At 69.8% G+C, this 15,969-nt stretch carries 12 protein-coding genes and 2 pseudogenes; 3 read left to right on the top strand and 11 right to left on the bottom strand.

Annotation, left to right across the window (positions count from 1 at the left end; all coding sequences use genetic code 11):
• Positions 1-3,611 (bottom strand): annotated as a pseudogene (locus tag ACKOB8_RS09380) (hypothetical protein); the annotation flags it as partial.
• Positions 3,612-3,819: 208 nt separating this feature from the next.
• Here ACKOB8_RS09380 and ACKOB8_RS09385 point away from each other — a divergent pair.
• Positions 3,820-4,065 carry a hypothetical protein gene (locus tag ACKOB8_RS09385; RefSeq protein ID WP_526376943.1) on the top strand — a complete coding sequence of 82 codons (246 nt, stop codon included), beginning with the start codon at positions 3,820-3,822 and terminating at the stop codon, positions 4,063-4,065.
• Positions 4,066-4,249: 184 nt separating this feature from the next.
• On the opposite strand, the gene ACKOB8_RS09390 is transcribed toward ACKOB8_RS09385, so the two are convergent.
• The 7 genes from ACKOB8_RS09390 to ACKOB8_RS09420 all read right to left on the bottom strand — a co-directional run bounded on the left by ACKOB8_RS09390 (position 4,250) and on the right by ACKOB8_RS09420 (position 12,609).
• Entirely contained in the window at positions 4,250-5,419 is a 1,170-nt protein-coding gene (locus ACKOB8_RS09390) for a hypothetical protein (RefSeq protein WP_526376944.1), read from the bottom strand.
• Positions 5,420-5,642: 223 nt separating this feature from the next.
• Positions 5,643-6,140, bottom strand: a complete 498-nt coding sequence (locus ACKOB8_RS09395; RefSeq protein ID WP_526376954.1) for a hypothetical protein — start codon at positions 6,138-6,140, stop codon at positions 5,643-5,645.
• The gene (locus ACKOB8_RS09400) at positions 6,140-7,456 is read right to left on the bottom strand and encodes a cytochrome P450 (protein WP_526376945.1); all 1,317 of its coding nucleotides are present in this window, start codon (positions 7,454-7,456) and stop codon (positions 6,140-6,142) included. The genes ACKOB8_RS09395 and ACKOB8_RS09400 overlap by 1 nt, the downstream gene beginning before the upstream one ends.
• 6 nt (positions 7,457-7,462) lie before the next feature.
• A complete protein-coding gene (locus ACKOB8_RS09405) occupies positions 7,463-9,283 on the bottom strand; it encodes a peroxidase family protein (protein WP_526376946.1) in 1,821 nt (606 codons plus the stop codon).
• A gap of 52 nt (positions 9,284-9,335) precedes the next feature.
• Positions 9,336-9,983 carry a hypothetical protein gene (locus ACKOB8_RS09410; RefSeq protein WP_526376947.1) on the bottom strand — a complete coding sequence of 216 codons (648 nt, stop codon included), beginning with the start codon at positions 9,981-9,983 and terminating at the stop codon, positions 9,336-9,338.
• 140 nt (positions 9,984-10,123) lie between these two features.
• Positions 10,124-11,944: a peroxidase family protein gene (locus tag ACKOB8_RS09415; protein WP_526376948.1), complete on the bottom strand. Its 1,821-nt coding sequence runs from the start codon at positions 11,942-11,944 to the stop codon at positions 10,124-10,126.
• Between the two features lie 17 nt (positions 11,945-11,961).
• Positions 11,962-12,609, bottom strand: coding sequence for a hypothetical protein (locus ACKOB8_RS09420; RefSeq protein ID WP_526376949.1), 648 nt, complete (start codon positions 12,607-12,609; stop codon positions 11,962-11,964).
• Between the two features lie 145 nt (positions 12,610-12,754).
• Here ACKOB8_RS09420 and ACKOB8_RS09425 point away from each other — a divergent pair, with 145 nt between their 5' ends.
• Complete coding sequence (locus ACKOB8_RS09425; RefSeq protein WP_526376950.1) at positions 12,755-13,180, top strand: hypothetical protein; 426 nt, start codon at positions 12,755-12,757, stop codon at positions 13,178-13,180.
• A gap of 4 nt (positions 13,181-13,184) precedes the next feature.
• On the opposite strand, the gene ACKOB8_RS09430 is transcribed toward ACKOB8_RS09425, so the two are convergent.
• From ACKOB8_RS09430 to crcB (ACKOB8_RS09440), 3 genes are read right to left on the bottom strand one after another with little or no spacing between them, the layout of a single operon-like run.
• On the bottom strand, positions 13,185-14,189 hold the full coding sequence (locus ACKOB8_RS09430; protein WP_526376951.1) for a DUF190 domain-containing protein: 1,005 nt from the start codon (positions 14,187-14,189) through the stop codon (positions 13,185-13,187).
• Positions 14,186-14,551, bottom strand: a complete 366-nt coding sequence (gene crcB / locus ACKOB8_RS09435) for a fluoride efflux transporter CrcB (protein ID WP_526376952.1) — start codon at positions 14,549-14,551, stop codon at positions 14,186-14,188. Before crcB (ACKOB8_RS09435) ends, ACKOB8_RS09430 begins: the two co-directional genes overlap by 4 nt.
• Positions 14,548-14,946 carry a fluoride efflux transporter CrcB gene (gene crcB, locus ACKOB8_RS09440; RefSeq protein ID WP_526376953.1) on the bottom strand — a complete coding sequence of 133 codons (399 nt, stop codon included), beginning with the start codon at positions 14,944-14,946 and terminating at the stop codon, positions 14,548-14,550. The genes crcB (ACKOB8_RS09435) and crcB (ACKOB8_RS09440) overlap by 4 nt, the downstream gene beginning before the upstream one ends.
• Positions 14,947-15,078: 132 nt before the next feature.
• Here crcB (ACKOB8_RS09440) and ACKOB8_RS09445 point away from each other — a divergent pair.
• Positions 15,079-15,969: pseudogene (locus tag ACKOB8_RS09445) on the top strand (phosphoglucomutase, alpha-D-glucose phosphate-specific); the annotation flags it as partial.

The raw sequence follows: 15,969 nt of genomic DNA on the forward strand, positions 1-15,969 counted from the left end.
GTGCCGACCCGGCCGATCAGGGTCGCCAGCGGCGTGCCGAGGGTCGGGGCCAGGGCGCCGGCGAGCACCGGAGGCAGCTCGGCGCCGATCAGCGCACGCACCGCGCGCGCCGACGTCAGCTCGCTGACCACGGTGCCCGCCGTGTTTCCGAGCACGGTCTGCACGGCGGGGACACCCAGCAGCGCGGTGTCCAGCGTCGACAGCGCGGCGGCGAGCGTGGGTCCGATGCCGGCCGTGACCGCGGGGTTGGCCAGCAGTGCGGGCAGTGCGGCGGCCAGCGCGGGGCCCAGGGCGGTGGCGGGGTCGGGATCGGCCAGCGCGGTCAGGGCGACCCGTCCGAGGGTGCCGGTCAGGGCGGTGCCCAACCCGGGCTGGGCCAGCGCGGTGGTCAGTGTGGTTGCGACCAGGGTGCCCAGCCCCGCGCGCAGTGCGGGTTCGGCGAGCAGTCCGGCCACCGCGTCGCCCGCGACGATGCCGAGGGGCAGCGCCAGTGAGGCGCCGAGTGTCGGGGTCAGAGCGGCGGTCAGTGCCGAGCGCAGCTGGGTGGCGATCAGGGCGCGCACCGACGGTGCCGAGGTGAGGTCGGTGACCGCGGTGGCGGCGGTCGAGCCCAGGGCGGTCTGGACGGCGGGCACGCTCAGCAGCGCGGTGTCGAGGGTCGACAGCGCGCCCGCGAGGGTGGCGCCGAGGGCGGGCAGGGTGGCCGGGTCGGCCAGCAGTGCGGTGAGCGCGGTGTTCACGGCGGCGGCCGAGGTGGAACCGGACAGCACGGCGATGGCGAGCTGTCCGGCGGCGGTGGTCAGCGCGGTGCTCAGCCCGGGCTGGGCCAGCGCGGTGGTCAGCGTGGTGTCGACCAGCGTGCCCGCCCCGGTGCGCACCGCCGGATCGGCCAGCAGACCCACCACGGCGTTGGTCACCGTGGTTGCGATCGCGGTGGAGGCGGGCACGTCGAGGCCGGGGGTCAGGCTGGCGACGATGTAGGCGCGCAGCTGTACCTCGATCAGCGCGCGCACGTCGGGGTCGGCGCCGAGGCTGACCAGCAGCGTGCCGGCGGTGTCACCCAGCGCCTGCTGCGCGGCCGGGTTGGCCAGCAGCGCGGTGTCGGCGGCGGAGATGGCGCCCAGCAGGCCCGATCCCACCGCGGCGAGCAGGACCGGGTCGGCTTGCAGGGCGGCCAGGGCCGGGCCGAGCAGGGTGGCGGGGTCCGCGCCGGACAGCACCGACAGGGTGAGCCGGGCGGCCGTGGAGGTCAGCGTGGTGCTCAGACCGGGTTGGGCCAGGGCGGCCGACACCGCGCTTCCGGCGACGGTGCCGATGCCGTTGCGCACCGCCGGGGTGGCCATCAGGGTGATGACGGCGTCGCTCAGGATGGAGGCGAGGGCCGCGGTGGCGGGCGCGCTGACGTCTCTGAAGAGGGCATCGGTGATCAGCGCGCGCAGCTGTTCGCGGACCAGCGTTTGCAGCGCGGGTGCGGCGGCCAGCTCGATGACCGCGGTGGCGACGGCCCGGCCCACGGCGGTGTGCACGGCGGGGTTGGCCAGCAGCGCGGAGTCGGCGGTCGCGAATGCGGCGGTCACCGCGGAGGCCAGCGCACCCGGCACCGCCGCGTTGTTCAGCAGGGCGGTCAGGGCTTCGACGACGCGGGCGCCGTCGTCGGCCGGCGGTCCGATGACCGTATCGAACAGCACCGGCAGGATCGCGACCGCGAAGTCGGCCAGCGCCCCGCTCACACCCGGCGCGCCCAGCAGGCTGGTGACCGCCGATCTCGCCACCGCGCCGGCTCCGCTGATGACGGCCGGGTCGCCCAGCAGCGTCACCACCGTGTCCGCGGCGACGGTGCCCAGCGCGCCGGCGGCGGGGGCGCCGACGACGGGGGTCAGGCCCGGGGTCAGTGCCCTGTTGATCTCACTGCCGACGAGAGCCCGGTCGGCGGGGCTGTCCATGAGGGCGATGGTGAAGTTGCCGGCGGAGATTCCGAGGGTCTGCTGCACCGCGGGTGTAGCCAGGAAGGTGGCGAGCGCGTCGCGGGTGGCCGTGGTGCCCAGTTGGCGCTCGAGGACCCGCACCAGCGTCAGATCGGTGAACAGGAGGTTCCACAGCGTCTCGACCAGGGCCCACCCGGACGGCACCCAGGGGATGCTGACGATGAGCGTTCCCAGCGCGCTGGTGAATCCGGGATTGGCGAGTGCGGCCAGGGCGTCGGCGACGGCGGCCCCGACCGCCTCGCCGACCGGCTGCGGTACGCCGGCCCCGGCCAGGATGAGGCCGACGCGCTCGGAGAGGAACAGGCGCAGGGCGGGGGCGGTGACCAGCCGGTTGAACTCCGGGGCGACGGTGCCGTTGAAGATCCAGTCGCCGACGGCGTCGATGATGATCGGCGCGACGGCGCTCGCGAGTGCTGCAGAACCGGTGATGTTGGTGAGCCAGGGCGTGAGCTGATCCACCAGAACCGTCCGCAGCCGGTCGAGCAGGTCGTTCACCACGTTGCCGACGTAGCCGGCGACGGCCGCGGTGAACTGCTGGAAGGTGGTGATCGCGCCGTTCCAGACGTTGGACACCCAGGTGGCCAGATCGTTCCAGGCCCCGACGAAGAAATCCCAGACGGCCGCGGGCTGGGGTTGGGCGACGCTGGTCGCGGCGCCGCCGCCGCCGAGCATCGACAGCATCCCGGTGACGCCGTTGCCGGTGCCGCCGCCGACCGTGCTGCCGAACCCGCCGCCGCCGCCCTGGCCGCCGTTGCCGATCACGCCCGCGTTGCCGCCGGCGCCGCCGTTGCCGCCGACACCGCCGACGCCGGCCGCCCCGCCGGCCCCGCCGTCGCCGCCGTCGCCGATGAGCAGTGCGGCGTTGCCGCCGTCGCCGCCGTCCCCGCCGAGGGTCGCCGACGCCCCGCCGGCCCCGCCGCCACCGCCGTTGCCGATCAGGGCGAGCAGGCCCGCGTCACCGCCGTCCCCGCCGGCACCGCCGGATCCGCTGACCGCCCCGCCGGCGCCACCGGAACCGCCGTCCCCGCCGGTGCCCGAGAACGACAGGAACCCGGTGTTCCCGCCGTCGCCGCCGGCCGCGCCGTCGCCGGTGGGCCCGGACGCGGCCGCGCCGGTTCCGCCGTTGCCGCCGCTGCCCGCGAAGAGCCCGCCGGTTCCGCCGTTGCCGCCGAGCCCGCCGTTGATGCCGGCGACACCCGCGCCGCCGTTGCCGCCGCTGCCGAACCAGCCCGCCGATCCGCCGCCGCCGCCGTTGAAGCCGTTGCCGCCGTCACCGATCAGCCCGCCGTTGCCCCCGGTGCAGGCGGTGTCGCCGGTGCACGAGGAATCCGTCCACGAATAGCCGTTACCGAGAAGGATTCCGGCGTTGGGGTTTTCGGCGGTGCCGTCCCCGATGAAGATCCGGATGAAGTCCGAGAGGGGGTCGGCGGGTGCGCGGCGGCTGACCGCCAGTGTCGCCCACGCCAGCGGGGCGGCCGCGGGGACGCCGGGGTCGCCGGTGCCACCCAGGAGTCCCAGCAGCACGCTGCCCGGTCGCGATGTCAGGGGCACCGGTGCGCTCAGTTCCGGTGCGGCTGACGGTGCAGTCGCGGTCACCGTCGCGGTGCTCACGGTCGCGGCGCTCACCGTCGCGGAGGGAGCGATCGGGTCGGGCAATAGGCGTGCCACGGCCCGGGATCGGGCTGGGACGGGTTCGGCGAGTTGTCCGGGCAACCGCACGGACAACTCGGCGTGCGGCGCACTCGTGGGTGTGGCGCGCGCTCCGCGCTCACGCCGGACGGACGCGCCCCCGTCGGGGTGCGGCGCGCGCTCGGCCGACGCTCGTTGCTCCGGGGTGGATGCCGGTGCGGGCCGCCGGGTGCCCGCCGCAGCGCGATCCGATCGCCTCACCGCCGACGCGGCCGATGCCGAGGACTGCGGGATAGCCGAGGAGTCCGCCGGTGCGGCGTCGTCGGCGTGGGCGATGGGCGCAGCCGCGATCACCGCCCAGGCACCCAGGGCCACCGACAGCGCGCCAACGAACCCCGCGGCCCGGTCCCCACTACGTCTACTACATGACAACGGCTCACCCATCGGCTAGCGGCGACGTTCCCACACCCGTCGCCCTCGACCGAAACCCCACAACTCGAATCTTGTGACCCTATAGAAACGGTCGGGTGTTAAGCAACCAACACGACCGTGCGGATGCGACCGGCGTCACAGGGTGAGCAGGAAAAAACTTCGGCCCCTTCCCGAGGGAAGGGGCCGAAGTTTTTAGCCAGGTGTCAGGCTGCGGCGTCGTCCGCCGAGCTCTCGGCCTTAGCCTTCTTGCCGCCACGGCTGGTCGCGCCCGCCTTGGCCGAAGCCCGCGGCGCTTCGGCGGGCTCAGCCGCCGCAGCCGGGGCATCCGACGCGGAGGCGTCGGCGGAACCCGCGGCGTCAGCGCTGTCGCCTGCAGCCGAGTCGTTGTCCGCCGCAGCAGCCTCGCCGTTGTCCGAGGTGGCAGCAGCCGCGCCCGCATCGGCAGCGGCAGCCCGAGCCGAAGCGGCCGTGGCAGCCGGAGCGTCGCCGGTCACCGCAGCCGCGGGAGCGGCCGTGCGGTCCTCCCAGTCGTGGCCGTGGCCGTGACCGTTGCCGTTACCCCAGCCCCAGCCCCAACCGTCGCCGTCCTCGGAGTCGTCACCCTCGTCGTCGTCCGACCAGCCGCGGCCGCCCCAGCCAAAGTTGCCGAGGTTACCGATCAGGCCGCTGACCAGGCCGACGACGCCGGCGGCGATGCCGCCGAAGTCCAGTCCGGTGACTCCGCCGAGGATGCCGGGCAGCACCTTCTGGACGGCGTAGGACAGCACGCCCATGACGCCGGTGCCGTACTCGGTCGCGTCGTTGGGAGCCAGGCCGGTGAAGTAGACGCTGGTCAGATCGCCGACAACCGGAATCCCGGCGGTCAGGGCGACAATCGCATCACCGATGCTGCTCGAGCCGGTGACCAGCGAGCCCAGGAACTGGGCCGGCAGCGAATCGACGCCGAAGACCTCGCTGGCACCGACGTAGGCGGCCGCCGTGGCGCCGGAGAAGGCGAAGTTCGACGGATTCTGGCTGCCGACCTCGAAGAAGTAGTTCTCCAGGTTGAACGGGACGATGCCCTCCAGCGCCTGGTCGACCAGGTAGTAGCCCACGCCTTGGAAGCCGGTCAGCTTCGCGTCGTTGGCGAAGCCGGGGAAGTAGGGGTCATCGGCGCCGATGAAGCCGCCCCAGCCGGTGGTGAAGGCGTTGATTGCGCCCTGGATGGAGATGTCAGCCAAAGCGGTCAGCTCGTACTGGGCCTGAGACAGGCTGAGCGGGGTGGGCAGCCCGGCGATGTGCCCGGGCACAACCGCGGGGGCCGCGGCGGCGATCGCGGCGACGCTGGCCAGCGCCGCTCCGGTCATGACGAACGGCCGAGTCTGAGTGGCCATAGCTAGAGTCTCCTTGTGAGCAGTTCCCGCTGGTAGGCGCGAGCTAAACGTTAGATAACACGAATCTGGGAAGATCCTGAAGAGACGTTAACGTGATGTTTGCTCAGATGCAAGTTCGGGCACAAGAAATGTCGCTTGACTGCGACATCAGTCTGAAATTGCATGTTTCCCAGGAATGTGGTGTTTGCCACTTGACACCCGTCTAGCTGAGGAAATACCCCGTTTAGGAGCGCGCGGTCCCGGTCAGGGGCGCGCCACGGGCGCTCTGCAGCAGGCAGATCACCGTGCTCGGATAGGGGTTATTGGTCGTGCGGTCCTGCACCGAATCGATGAGGTAGGTGATCACCCAGTCGCCGCCGGCCACGCGCCCGGTGTAGTCGGTCAGTCCGGCGGTGCAACGCCGGCTGGCGACGTCATCGAGGGCGGTGTCGACCGGGATGTCCGCCCGCAGAAACGTCTCGGCCTGATGAGCGCTGCGGCAGTCCACCACCGTCACCATCACCTGGGCGGGATCGGTGGGCGGGGCGGCGGCCAGGCAGTCGCCCGGCTCCAGGTCGACCCACTTCTTGGTCTGCGGTGCCCGAGTCTGCAGGGTCTGCGGCGCAGGAGTCTGCAGGGTCTGCGGTACTGGGGTCTGCGGTGCCTGGGTCTGCGGTGTCGTGCACCCGGCCGCCAACAGGGCGAGTAGGGCGAGTAGGGCGAGTCGGGCGGGGTGCCGGATCACGTCGGCGCGACGGTGACCTGCAGTCCGTAGAGGTCGACGGTGTGCGGCAGCGGTTTGCCGGGGTCAAGCCGGACCCCGCTGACCGACAGATCGCCGGCCTTGAGCAGGTTGGCCAGGAAAGCCGTCCCGAGGAACACCGAGATTCCCGCACCGGGGCAGTTCTGCGGGCCGTGGCTGAAGAAGTTGTAGGACCAGTCCGCACCCGCGGTGCCGCTGACCCACTCCCCGGGCGAGAAGCGGTCGGCGTACGGGATCCGGGCCCGGTTGCGGTGGTTGAACACGTTGTAGATCAACACCTGCCGGCCTTCGGGAAGCACTGCGCCACTGGGGAATTCGATGTCGCGGGTCGTCACCTTGACCAGCAGCCCGACTGTCGGCCACAACCGCATCGCCTCCAGCAGGCAGCCGGCCAGATACTCCAGCGACGCCACACCCTTGGCGGTGGTCAGATCGGCCGCGGCGACCTCGTTGCGGGCCTCCCGCTGCTGCTCCGGGTGGGTGGCCAGGGCCGCCAGCGCCCGGAAGACGTTGGCCGCCTCGTTGGCTTTGAGCGCGAACATCCAGTGCACCATCTGCCCGGCCGCCCCGCCCGGCGGAGTCGGCGCCTTGCCGACCAGCGAGGCCAGGCTGCCCGGATCCGCCTTCGCGATATAGCGATCGATCATGGCGATGAACTCCGGGTACTGCGGCCCGGGCTCGCCGGGCATCTTGTTGCCCTGCGCCATCAACTCCCCGAGCAGATCGGTGATCGCGGTGTCCCCGGCCGCGCTGTCGCCGACCACCACCCGCCGGATCATCCGCAGGAACGCCTCGTCGATGTCCTGCCAGCGGATCGGGCGTCCGGCGAGTTCGCGGGCGGTGTCCGCGGCCACCCCGGCGAACGACTTGGCCAGTTTGTGCACCGGTTTGTCGGGTTCCAGAACGGCATCGGCGAACTGCCGCCGCTGCGCCCACAGGTCCCCGCGCGAGATCGTCAGAGCGTCGGGCTGGAAGGCGGCCATTCCCTTCTTCTTCGGCTCCGGGTCGGACGCGAAGGGATCCGGCGCTCCGCCCATCACGAACTTCAGGTCGTCGGGATGGTGGACCAGCAGCGCCTCGTCCTTGGCGACGCGGACGTAGAACGGGCCCGGGCCGTAACGCTTGACCAGTCCCTCGACCAACTGGTAGCCGAGATGGTCGGCACCCAGCCGAGAGGCGATCTTGACCGGGAGCTCCCGCTTACTGAAAAGCCCCTGGATGATGTTGGGCGCGCCGACCTGCGCGGTGAAGCGGATGCCTTCCAGAACTGAAGCGTGCGGGAAGTCACCGGCCACGATCGTCTACCCCCACGGCAGGTAGGCGCGAACCGTATCGGCCAGCTGGACGATCCGGTTGGGCTTGCCCGGCTCCGGGGCGCCCAGCTTGGGCCACGGAGCGAAGATCCGCTCCACCCGATCCCCGCCGACGACCGGCTCCAGTTCGGGGTAGTGGCGCAGGACGACGTCCTTCATCGAGGTGTTGTTGACCCAGTCGAAGCCGACCTGGGTGTAGACCTCGGGGGTGAAGTCGGTGGTGAAGAACCGGTCGGACTTCAGCCGGCGCGAGGCCATCACGATGAAGATCCGGAAGGCGGTGTCGGAGAAGCCGAAGCCCTTGGGCGGCTGCTCGGCCTGCATGCCGATCTGGGTGTCCACCAGGTCGACGTCGCCGTTGTAGATCTCGTTGATCTCCTTGGCCCACTCCTTGTTGGGGGTGATCTCCTCGATGCTCTTGCGCCGCGGCATGTGCAGTGCTTCGCGGAAGTCGTTGTAGCGGGGCACGCCGCGTTCACGGTCGCGCACCAGGTCCAAGGTGGCCAGGTCGGTGAACTGGCCGTCGAGGCGCTCCAGCTTGCGCAGCGTGTTGGGGTAGTTGTGCAGGCAGACTGCGCCCGCGCTGGCCTGGCCCATCGAGTACCAGAGGTCGCCCATCTGCATGCTGTGCATGAAGTCACGGGTGTATTTGCCCTGGATATCGGTGAAGGTCTTGTTGACCAGGTGCTCGCCGGACTCCAGGGAGAAGAAGTTCCAGTCGTCCGGGATCAGCGGGTGCAGCCGGTAGACCGACACGAACTCCTCGGTCAGCGAGAACGGTGCGGAGTGATGATCCACCGGGGATCCGACGATGCCGGACAGCGCTTCGCTGTCGCCGACGCGGCCGATCTTGTCTTTGAAGGTCTCCCCGAGGGCGCCGTACCAGTTGGCGTTCATACCGATCTGCAGCGCCGGGTGGCGCAGGATGCAGGTGGTCCACTCCACGGTGTGGATCTTGGCGATCAGCGCCGAGACGATGAGCACGCCGAGCTCGAACAGCCGCTGGTCGTCCAGGCTGGGGTAGGCCTTCTTCAGGGCGTCGCACACCGCGTTGTGCTCGCGGGCGAACAGGGTGTGCAGCAGTCCGACACCGGTCCAGTAGTTCTCCTCGAAGCCGGTCAGGTCGATGCCCTCGAAGTGCTCGCTCTTAGGCAGCCGGCCGTCGTGCTGGACCTTGACCTTGCCGTCGACGAAGGTGCGGACCTCGGTCTGCTTCTCCTTGCCGCTGCCGTAAATCTGCGAGCCGTCCCACCAGTGGGTCTCGGAGTTGGCGAAGACCGGCGCCGGCTCGCCATCGACGATCTCGCGGCCGTTCATCGGGATGGTGCGGCGGATCTGCATCGGGTTGCGCGGGAAGTCGTCGCCTTCGCGCAGCGGAATGTCGATGACCTTGTCCGGCTCGCCGTTGCCGTGGAAGAACCAGTTGTCGTTCTCGAACTTGATCCAGTACGCGGAGATGGTGTTGACGCTGCCGGCGGGCTTGAACGAGTCGCGGGCCATCAGCTTGCGGCTGATCAGCCGCGGGTCGGGATCGAGCAGCTTGGTGGTGCGGGTGATCGTCATCGACGGCGGGGCGTTGCGGCCGAATCCGGTGCCCGCCGCGCCCATCCACGGATCGGACAGGTCGTTGAAGGTGCCGTCGGGGGTCCGGGCCCGCTTGACCTCGTCGGTCAGCTCGCCCAAGTCGGTCTTGGGCCGGATGCCCTCACCCTCGAACAGGTTGTGCTCGCGCAGCTCGTCGCGCAGCTTGGTGAGCGCGTGGATCTGCAGGATCAGCGACGGGTTCTCGTACCACTGCCGGTCACTCATGTGCTTGGTTTCCCTTCCCCTGTGTTGGTGCTTCGAACGCGTGAAGACCCGCTCAGCGCGGGGTGCGCAGGGCGAAGTAGCCCAGCTTGGTGTAGCCGGAGTCGGTCCGGAACAGGATCTTGCCCAGGTACACCCCGGGCACCAGTTCGACGAGTTCGTCGCGGACCCTGCGGATGATCAGCTTCGGGTTGTCCTCGATGTCGGCGTAGTCGATCACCATGACGTTGACGTCGGGGTCCTCCTTGCCGGCCTCGACGTAGGTCTTGAAGTCGAAGGCCAGTTTGCCGTCGACGTGGTCGCGCATCGAGTACAGCGGCCACAGCAGCTTGCCGACCACCCCGGTGCTGCGGGTCAGCCGGTTGTCGCCGGTGGCGGCCTGGTTGTCGAAGCGTTTGCCCTGCCAGGGCATCCACAGTGCGGTGATGGCGCGCACCACCGCGTCGAAGGCGGGGTTGGTGGTGGTCATCACCAGCATGCCCTCGGTCGGTCCGTGCAGGTCGGTGGGCGCGGTGCCCAGCCGGAACAGCTCGTTGAGGTCGGAGTCCGCGGTATCGGCGTCGGTCTTGGCCTTCTTGGAGAGATCGGCAATCCAGCCCCAGGCCGAGTCGGTCGCCCCATCCGGATGGGCTTTCACCGAGTCGCGCAGCCACCCCAGCTTGCCCGCCACCCCGGCAGCGACCGTGTCGCGTTTACCCGCCATCCGATGCCTCCTGTTCGTAAGCCGTCACCCTGGCGATCGTAGGAGATCGTAGGGCACGGCAGGCCACAATCGCACCCGTTGTCGGCGATTGCGGCAATCACCGCAGGAGGCAGCCCCGCGAGGCGTCCCGGGAGACCCGGTTACCCCCAGGGCAGGTAGGCGCGGACGGTGTCGGCCAGCTGGACGATCCGGTTGGGTTTGCCCGGCTCGGGGGCGCCCAGCTTGGGCCACGGAGCGAAGATCCGCTCCACCCGATCCCCGCCGATCACCGGCTCCAGTTCGGGGTAGTGGCGCAGGACGACGTCCTTCATCGAGGTGTTGTTGACCCAGTCGAAGCCGACCTGGGTGTAGACCTTGGCGTTGAAGTCGGTGGTGAAGAACCGGTCGGACTTCAGCCGGCGCGAGGCCATCACGATGAAGATCCGGAAGGCGGTGTCGGAGAAGCCGAAGCCCTTGGGCGGCTGCTCGGCCTGCATCCCGACCTGGGTGTCCACCAGGTCGACGTCGCCGTTGTAGACATCGTTGATCTCCTTGGCCCACTGCTTGTTGGGCGTGATCTCCTCGATGCTCTTACGGCGCGGCATCCGCAGCATCTCGCGGAAGTCGTTGTAGCGGGGCACGCCACGCTCGCGGTCGCGAACGATGTCCAGGGTGGCCAGGTCGGTGATCTGACCGTCCAGCCGCTCCAGCTTGCGCAGGGCGTTGGGGTAGTTGTGCAGGCAGACCGCGCCCGCGCTGGCCTGACCCATCGAGTACCAGATATCGGTCAACTCCATGCTGCGCATGAAGTCACGGGTGTACTTGCCCTGGATTTCGGTGAAGGTCTTGGTCGCCAGGTGCTCTCCGGACTCCAGCGAGAAGAAATTCCAGTCGTCGGGGATCAGCGCGTGCATCCGGTAGACCGAGACGAATTCCTCGGTGAGTGAGAACGGTGTTGCGCCGTGGTCCAGCGGAGAGCCGACGATTCCCGACAGCAACTCGCTGTCGCCGACGCGACCGATCTTGTCCTTGAAGGTCTCGCCGAGCATCCCGTACCAGTTCGCGTTCATGGCGATCTGCAACGCCGGATGGCGCAGCACGCAGCATGTCCATTCGACGGTGTGAATCTTGGCGATCAGCGCAGACACCGTGAGGACGGCGACTTCGTAGAGCCGCTGGTCGTCCCAGCTGGGGTAAGCCTTCTTCAGGGCGTCGCAGACAGCGTTGTGCTCACGGGCGAACAGGGTGTGCAGGATGCCGACGCCGGTCCAGTAGTTCTCCTCCATGCCGGTCAGGTCGATGCCCTCGTATTGCTCGCTCTTGGGCAGCCGGCCATCGCCGCCGATCTTGACCTTGCCGTCGACGAAGGTGCGGACCTCGGACTGCTTCTCGCTGCCGCTGCCGTAGAGCTGCGAGCCGTCCCACCAGTGCGTCTCGGAGTTGGCGAAGACCGGAGCCGGCTGGCCGTCGATGATCTCGCGGCCGTTCATCGGGATGGTCCGGCGAATCCGCATCGGGTTCTCGGGGAAGTCATCGTTGGCGCCCAGCGGGATCTCGATGACCTTGTCGGGCTCGCCGTTGCCGTGGAAGAACCAGTTGTGGTTCTCGAACTGGAGCCACGCCGCGGCGATGCTGTTGATGATGCCGGCCGGCTTGAACGAGTCCCGGGCCATGAGTTTGCGGCTGATCAGCCGGGGGTCGGGATCGAGCAGCTTGGTGGTGTGAGTGATGGTGTAGTTCAGCGGGGCGTTGCGGCCGAAGCCCGTGCCCGCCGCGCCCATCCAAGGGTCCGAGAGGTCATTGAACGTGCCATCAGGGGTGCGGGCCCGCTTGGCCTCCTCGGTGGGCGCACCGAGATCGGTCGTGGGACGCATGCCCTCGCCCTCGTACAGATTGTGTGCCCGCAGATCCTCACGGATGCCCTTGAGAGTGCTGATTTGCAGGACGAGTGACGGTTGTTCGTACCACTGCTTGTCGCTCATGTCGATCAGCCTTTCTCTCAGCGCGGGGTGCGCAGCGCGAAGTAGCCCAGCTTGGTGTAGCCGGAGTCGGTCTTGAACAGGATCTTGCCGAGGTAGACGCCCGGGACGACCTCGACGAGTTCGTCGCGGACCTTGCGGATGGTCAGCTTCGGATTGTCCTCGACGTCGGCGTAGTCGATCACCATGACGTTGACGTCGGGGTCCTCCTTGCCGGCCTCGACGTAGGTCTTGAAGTCGAAGGCCAGTTTGCCCCCGGCGGCGTCGCGCATCGAGTACAGCGGCCATAGCAGTTTGCCGACCACCCCGGTGCTGCGGGTCAGCCGGTTGTCGCCGGTGGCGGCCTGGTTGTCGAAGCGTTTGCCCTGCCAGGGCATCCACAGTGCGGTGATGGCGCGCACCACGGCGTCGAAGGCGGGGTTGGTGGTGGTCATCACCAGCATGCCCTCGGTCGGTCCGTTCAGATCGGTCGGCGCGTTACCCAGCCGGAACAACTCGTTGAGGTCCGAATCCGCGGCGTCGGCGTCGGTCTTGGCCTTCTCGGAGAGGTCCTCGATCCAGCCCCACGCCGAGTCGGCCGCCCCGTCGGGCTGGGTTTTCATCGAGTCGCGCAGCCACCCCAGCTTGCCTGCCACCCCGGTACCCACCGTGTCGCGTTCACTCGTCATCGCATGCCTCCTCCGGACCGATATCACCTGATGAGCTGATCGTAGGGAGGACGGCGCAGTTCCACACCGGTATCGGGGAACCGGGGGCGGGCCGGGACCCGGACGGCCTAACGTCGGCGTCAGCACCGTGATAGGGGGTGGGGCAGTGAATCACTGGTCGGCGCTGGCCGTCGCGGCGCTGTTCACCTGGTTCGGCATGGTCGCCGCCATTTCCTTCCTGGAGGCGCCGCTGAAGTTCCGCGCCCCGGGGGTCACCCTGCCGATCGGGCTGGGCATCGGGCGGCTGGTGTTCCGCGCGCTGAACATCTGCGAGGTCGCGCTGGCCACGGTCGTGGTGGTCGCCGTCGTGCTGGGACGGCCCCCGGCGGTCGCGGTGGTGGCGGCCGGGGTGGCCGTGGCGGCCCTGGGCGCCCAGGTGGTGCTGGTGCGCCCGGCGCTGTCGCGGCGCTCCGATGCGGTCCTGGCCGGCGGGGGGCCCGGCGGGCGTTCCCGTGCCCACCACGTCTACGTCGCCCTGGAAGCCGTCAAGGTGATCGCCCTGCTGGCCGGCGGGACAGTGCTGCTGCGCTGACCGGCTACCCGCCGCCGACCACCAGCACCCGCGGCACCGGCTCGCAGGTCACCAGGCCGTGATCGGCGGTGATCTCGTCGACGATGCGGAAGCTCTCGGCGATGCGCTCGGGGGTGTCCACGACGGTCGTCACCACGGGCACCCGGCGGCCCAGTTGGAACAGCCGGTCGCCACGCGGCGCCTGGTCGCCGCGGAAGCCCCAGATGCCGCGCAGCACCGTCGCACCGGCGGCCACCCGCTCCTCGCGCAGGCGGCGCACCACCGCGCGGTGGATGGGTGCGCCCTCGTAGAGGGCCGACTCGTCGGTGGCAATCACCAGCTTGCGGTCCGCTCCGGTGGGCCGGCCGAGTAGTTCGCCGTCCCGCTTGCAGACCCGGGTGCCCTGCACGGTGAGCACAGGTTCGTCCAGCACTGCCGCCAACCCGGACAGCGCCGCCCGGGCCTGTCCGGCAAAGCCGACGGCGACCACTCGCGCCGGTACGTCGTCGTTGCGGCTGAAGAAGTGCGCCCGGCGCCGCTGCCCGCCGCTCACCCCGTCGACTCCAAGGAAGGTCACGGCCCCCAGGAAACCGCTCTCCTGGAGCGCGGCGCACACCGCACGGTAGGCGGGCCGCCCGTCGACGGAGCGCCCCCGCCCGACGTGGACGGTCAGTTTGACTCCCTCGTCGTCTGCCAGTCCGGGGTCGGGCAGGTGCCCGCCGAGCAGTGCGGCGGGCTGCACCGTCACCAGGCCGCGTCGCACCAGGCCCGGGACGTCGGCGAGGAGGGCCTCGATCGTCACGGCGGTGTCCACGGCGGTGACCATGACCGGCGGATCTTCCGAGAGGCTCAGCGACCGGTCGCTGCGCAGGACGTGGCGGACCCCGAAACCGGCGATGCCGCGCACCATCACGCTGCTGGCCACGTCGTGGTCGGTGAACAGATCCAGCAGCGCTTCGGCCAGGAACGCCTTCCCGGTGCGCTGACGTTCGCCGAAGTAGGCGCTCAGGTGCAGATACCCGGTGCTCACGCCAGCCCGCCCAGCCAGAAGCCGACCCCGGCGGCGAACAGGCCCAGCAGCACGCTGAGCGCGATGTTGGCGACGGCGCCGCGGATCTGGCGCTCCTCGGTCAGCCGGTCGGTCTCCAGCATCCAGGTGGAGAACGTGGTGTAGGCGCCCAGCAGTGCGGTCCCGGCCAGCAGCGATACCGCCGGACCGGGTGCCAGACCGGTGAGCAGTCCGAGCAGGAATGCGCCGCTGACATTCACGGTGAGCGTGCCCAACGGCACCGCGCCGGTGACGCGGCGGGAGACCGCGCGGTCGACGACGAACCGCAGCACCGAGCCCAGCCCGCCGATCACCAGCACCCCGGCCCACAGCGCGGGACTCATCCGCGGACCCGCACCCTGCGCACCAGGGCCGTCGCCAGATGCACCACCACCAGGCCGGCCGCGATGCTCGCCGCGGTGTAGCTCACGGCCAGGGTGTAGTGGCCGTGAGCGAGCATCTTGAGTGTCTCCACCTGCATGGTGGAAAACGTCGTCAGTCCGCCGCACAGCCCGGTGCCCAGCAGCGGCCGGCGGTAGCTGGACAGCGGCAGGCGTTCCAACAGCCGGGTGGTGAAGTAGCCGAGCAGGAATGCGCCGACGACGTTGACGGTGAATGTCGGCCACGGCCAGCGCGCCGGATTGGGCACCATCAGCGATTCCAGGCCGACACGGGCCGCGGCGCCGATCGCACCGCCGGCGAACACCGCGGCCAGTTCGCGGTTGTCGTGGCCGAGCACGGTTAACGCCCGGTGGCGAGTGTGAATCCGGTGAGTCCACTGGGCGAACCCGGCCCGAAAATCGCAGGAGTCGCACATCCGGCGCGGCCAATCACCGGATCAGTATGGCCTTCCGGCGGCACAATTGGCGCCATGGCGGCACATCCCCGCGCGGGCACGCCCGCGCTGCCCGAGGACCTCATCGACCTGCCGCATTTGGTGACCGCCTACTACTGCGTGCAACCCGACCCCGACGACGTCGCCCAGCAGGTCGCGTTCGGCACGTCCGGGCACCGCGGCTCGAGCTTGGACGGGGCGTTCAACGAGGCACACATCTTGGCCACCACCCAGGCCATCGCCGAGTACCGCGCCGCGCAGGGCACCGACGGGCCGCTGTTCCTGGGCCGCGACACCCACGGGCTCTCCGAGCCGGCCTGGGTGTCGGCACTGGAGGTGCTGGCCGGCAACGACGTCGCGGTGATGGTGGACGGGGCCGATCGCTACACCCCGACTCCGGCGGTCAGCCACGCCATCCTGACCTACAACCGCGGCCGCGAGCGCGCACTGGCCGACGGGATCGTGGTCACCCCGTCGCACAATCCGCCGCGCGACGGCGGCTTCAAGTACAACCCGCCCAACGGCGGACCGGCCGACACCGACGCGACGTCGGTGATCGCGCGGCGCGCCAACGAGATTCTGCGCGGGGGTCTGCGCGAGGTGAAGCGCGTTCCGCTGGCCTCGGCGCTGGCCGCCGTATCGCGGCACGACTACCTGGACGCTTACGTCGCTGATCTGCCCTCTGTCATCGATGTGCAGGCGATCCGGGCCGAGGGCATCCGCATCGGGGCGGACCCAATGGGCGGGGCGAGTGTGGACTATTGGGGCGCGATCGCCGAACGCCACGATCTCGAGCTCACCGTGGTCAACCCACTGGTCGATGCCACCTGGCGGTTCATGACCCTGGACACCGACGGCAAGATCCGGATGGACTGCAGTTCGCCCAACGCGATGGCGTCGCTGATCGCCAACCGGGAGTCCTACCAG

The sequence above is a fragment of the Mycobacterium sp. genome, assembly GCF_046091765.1.
Classification (GTDB): domain Bacteria; phylum Actinomycetota; class Actinomycetes; order Mycobacteriales; family Mycobacteriaceae; genus Mycobacterium.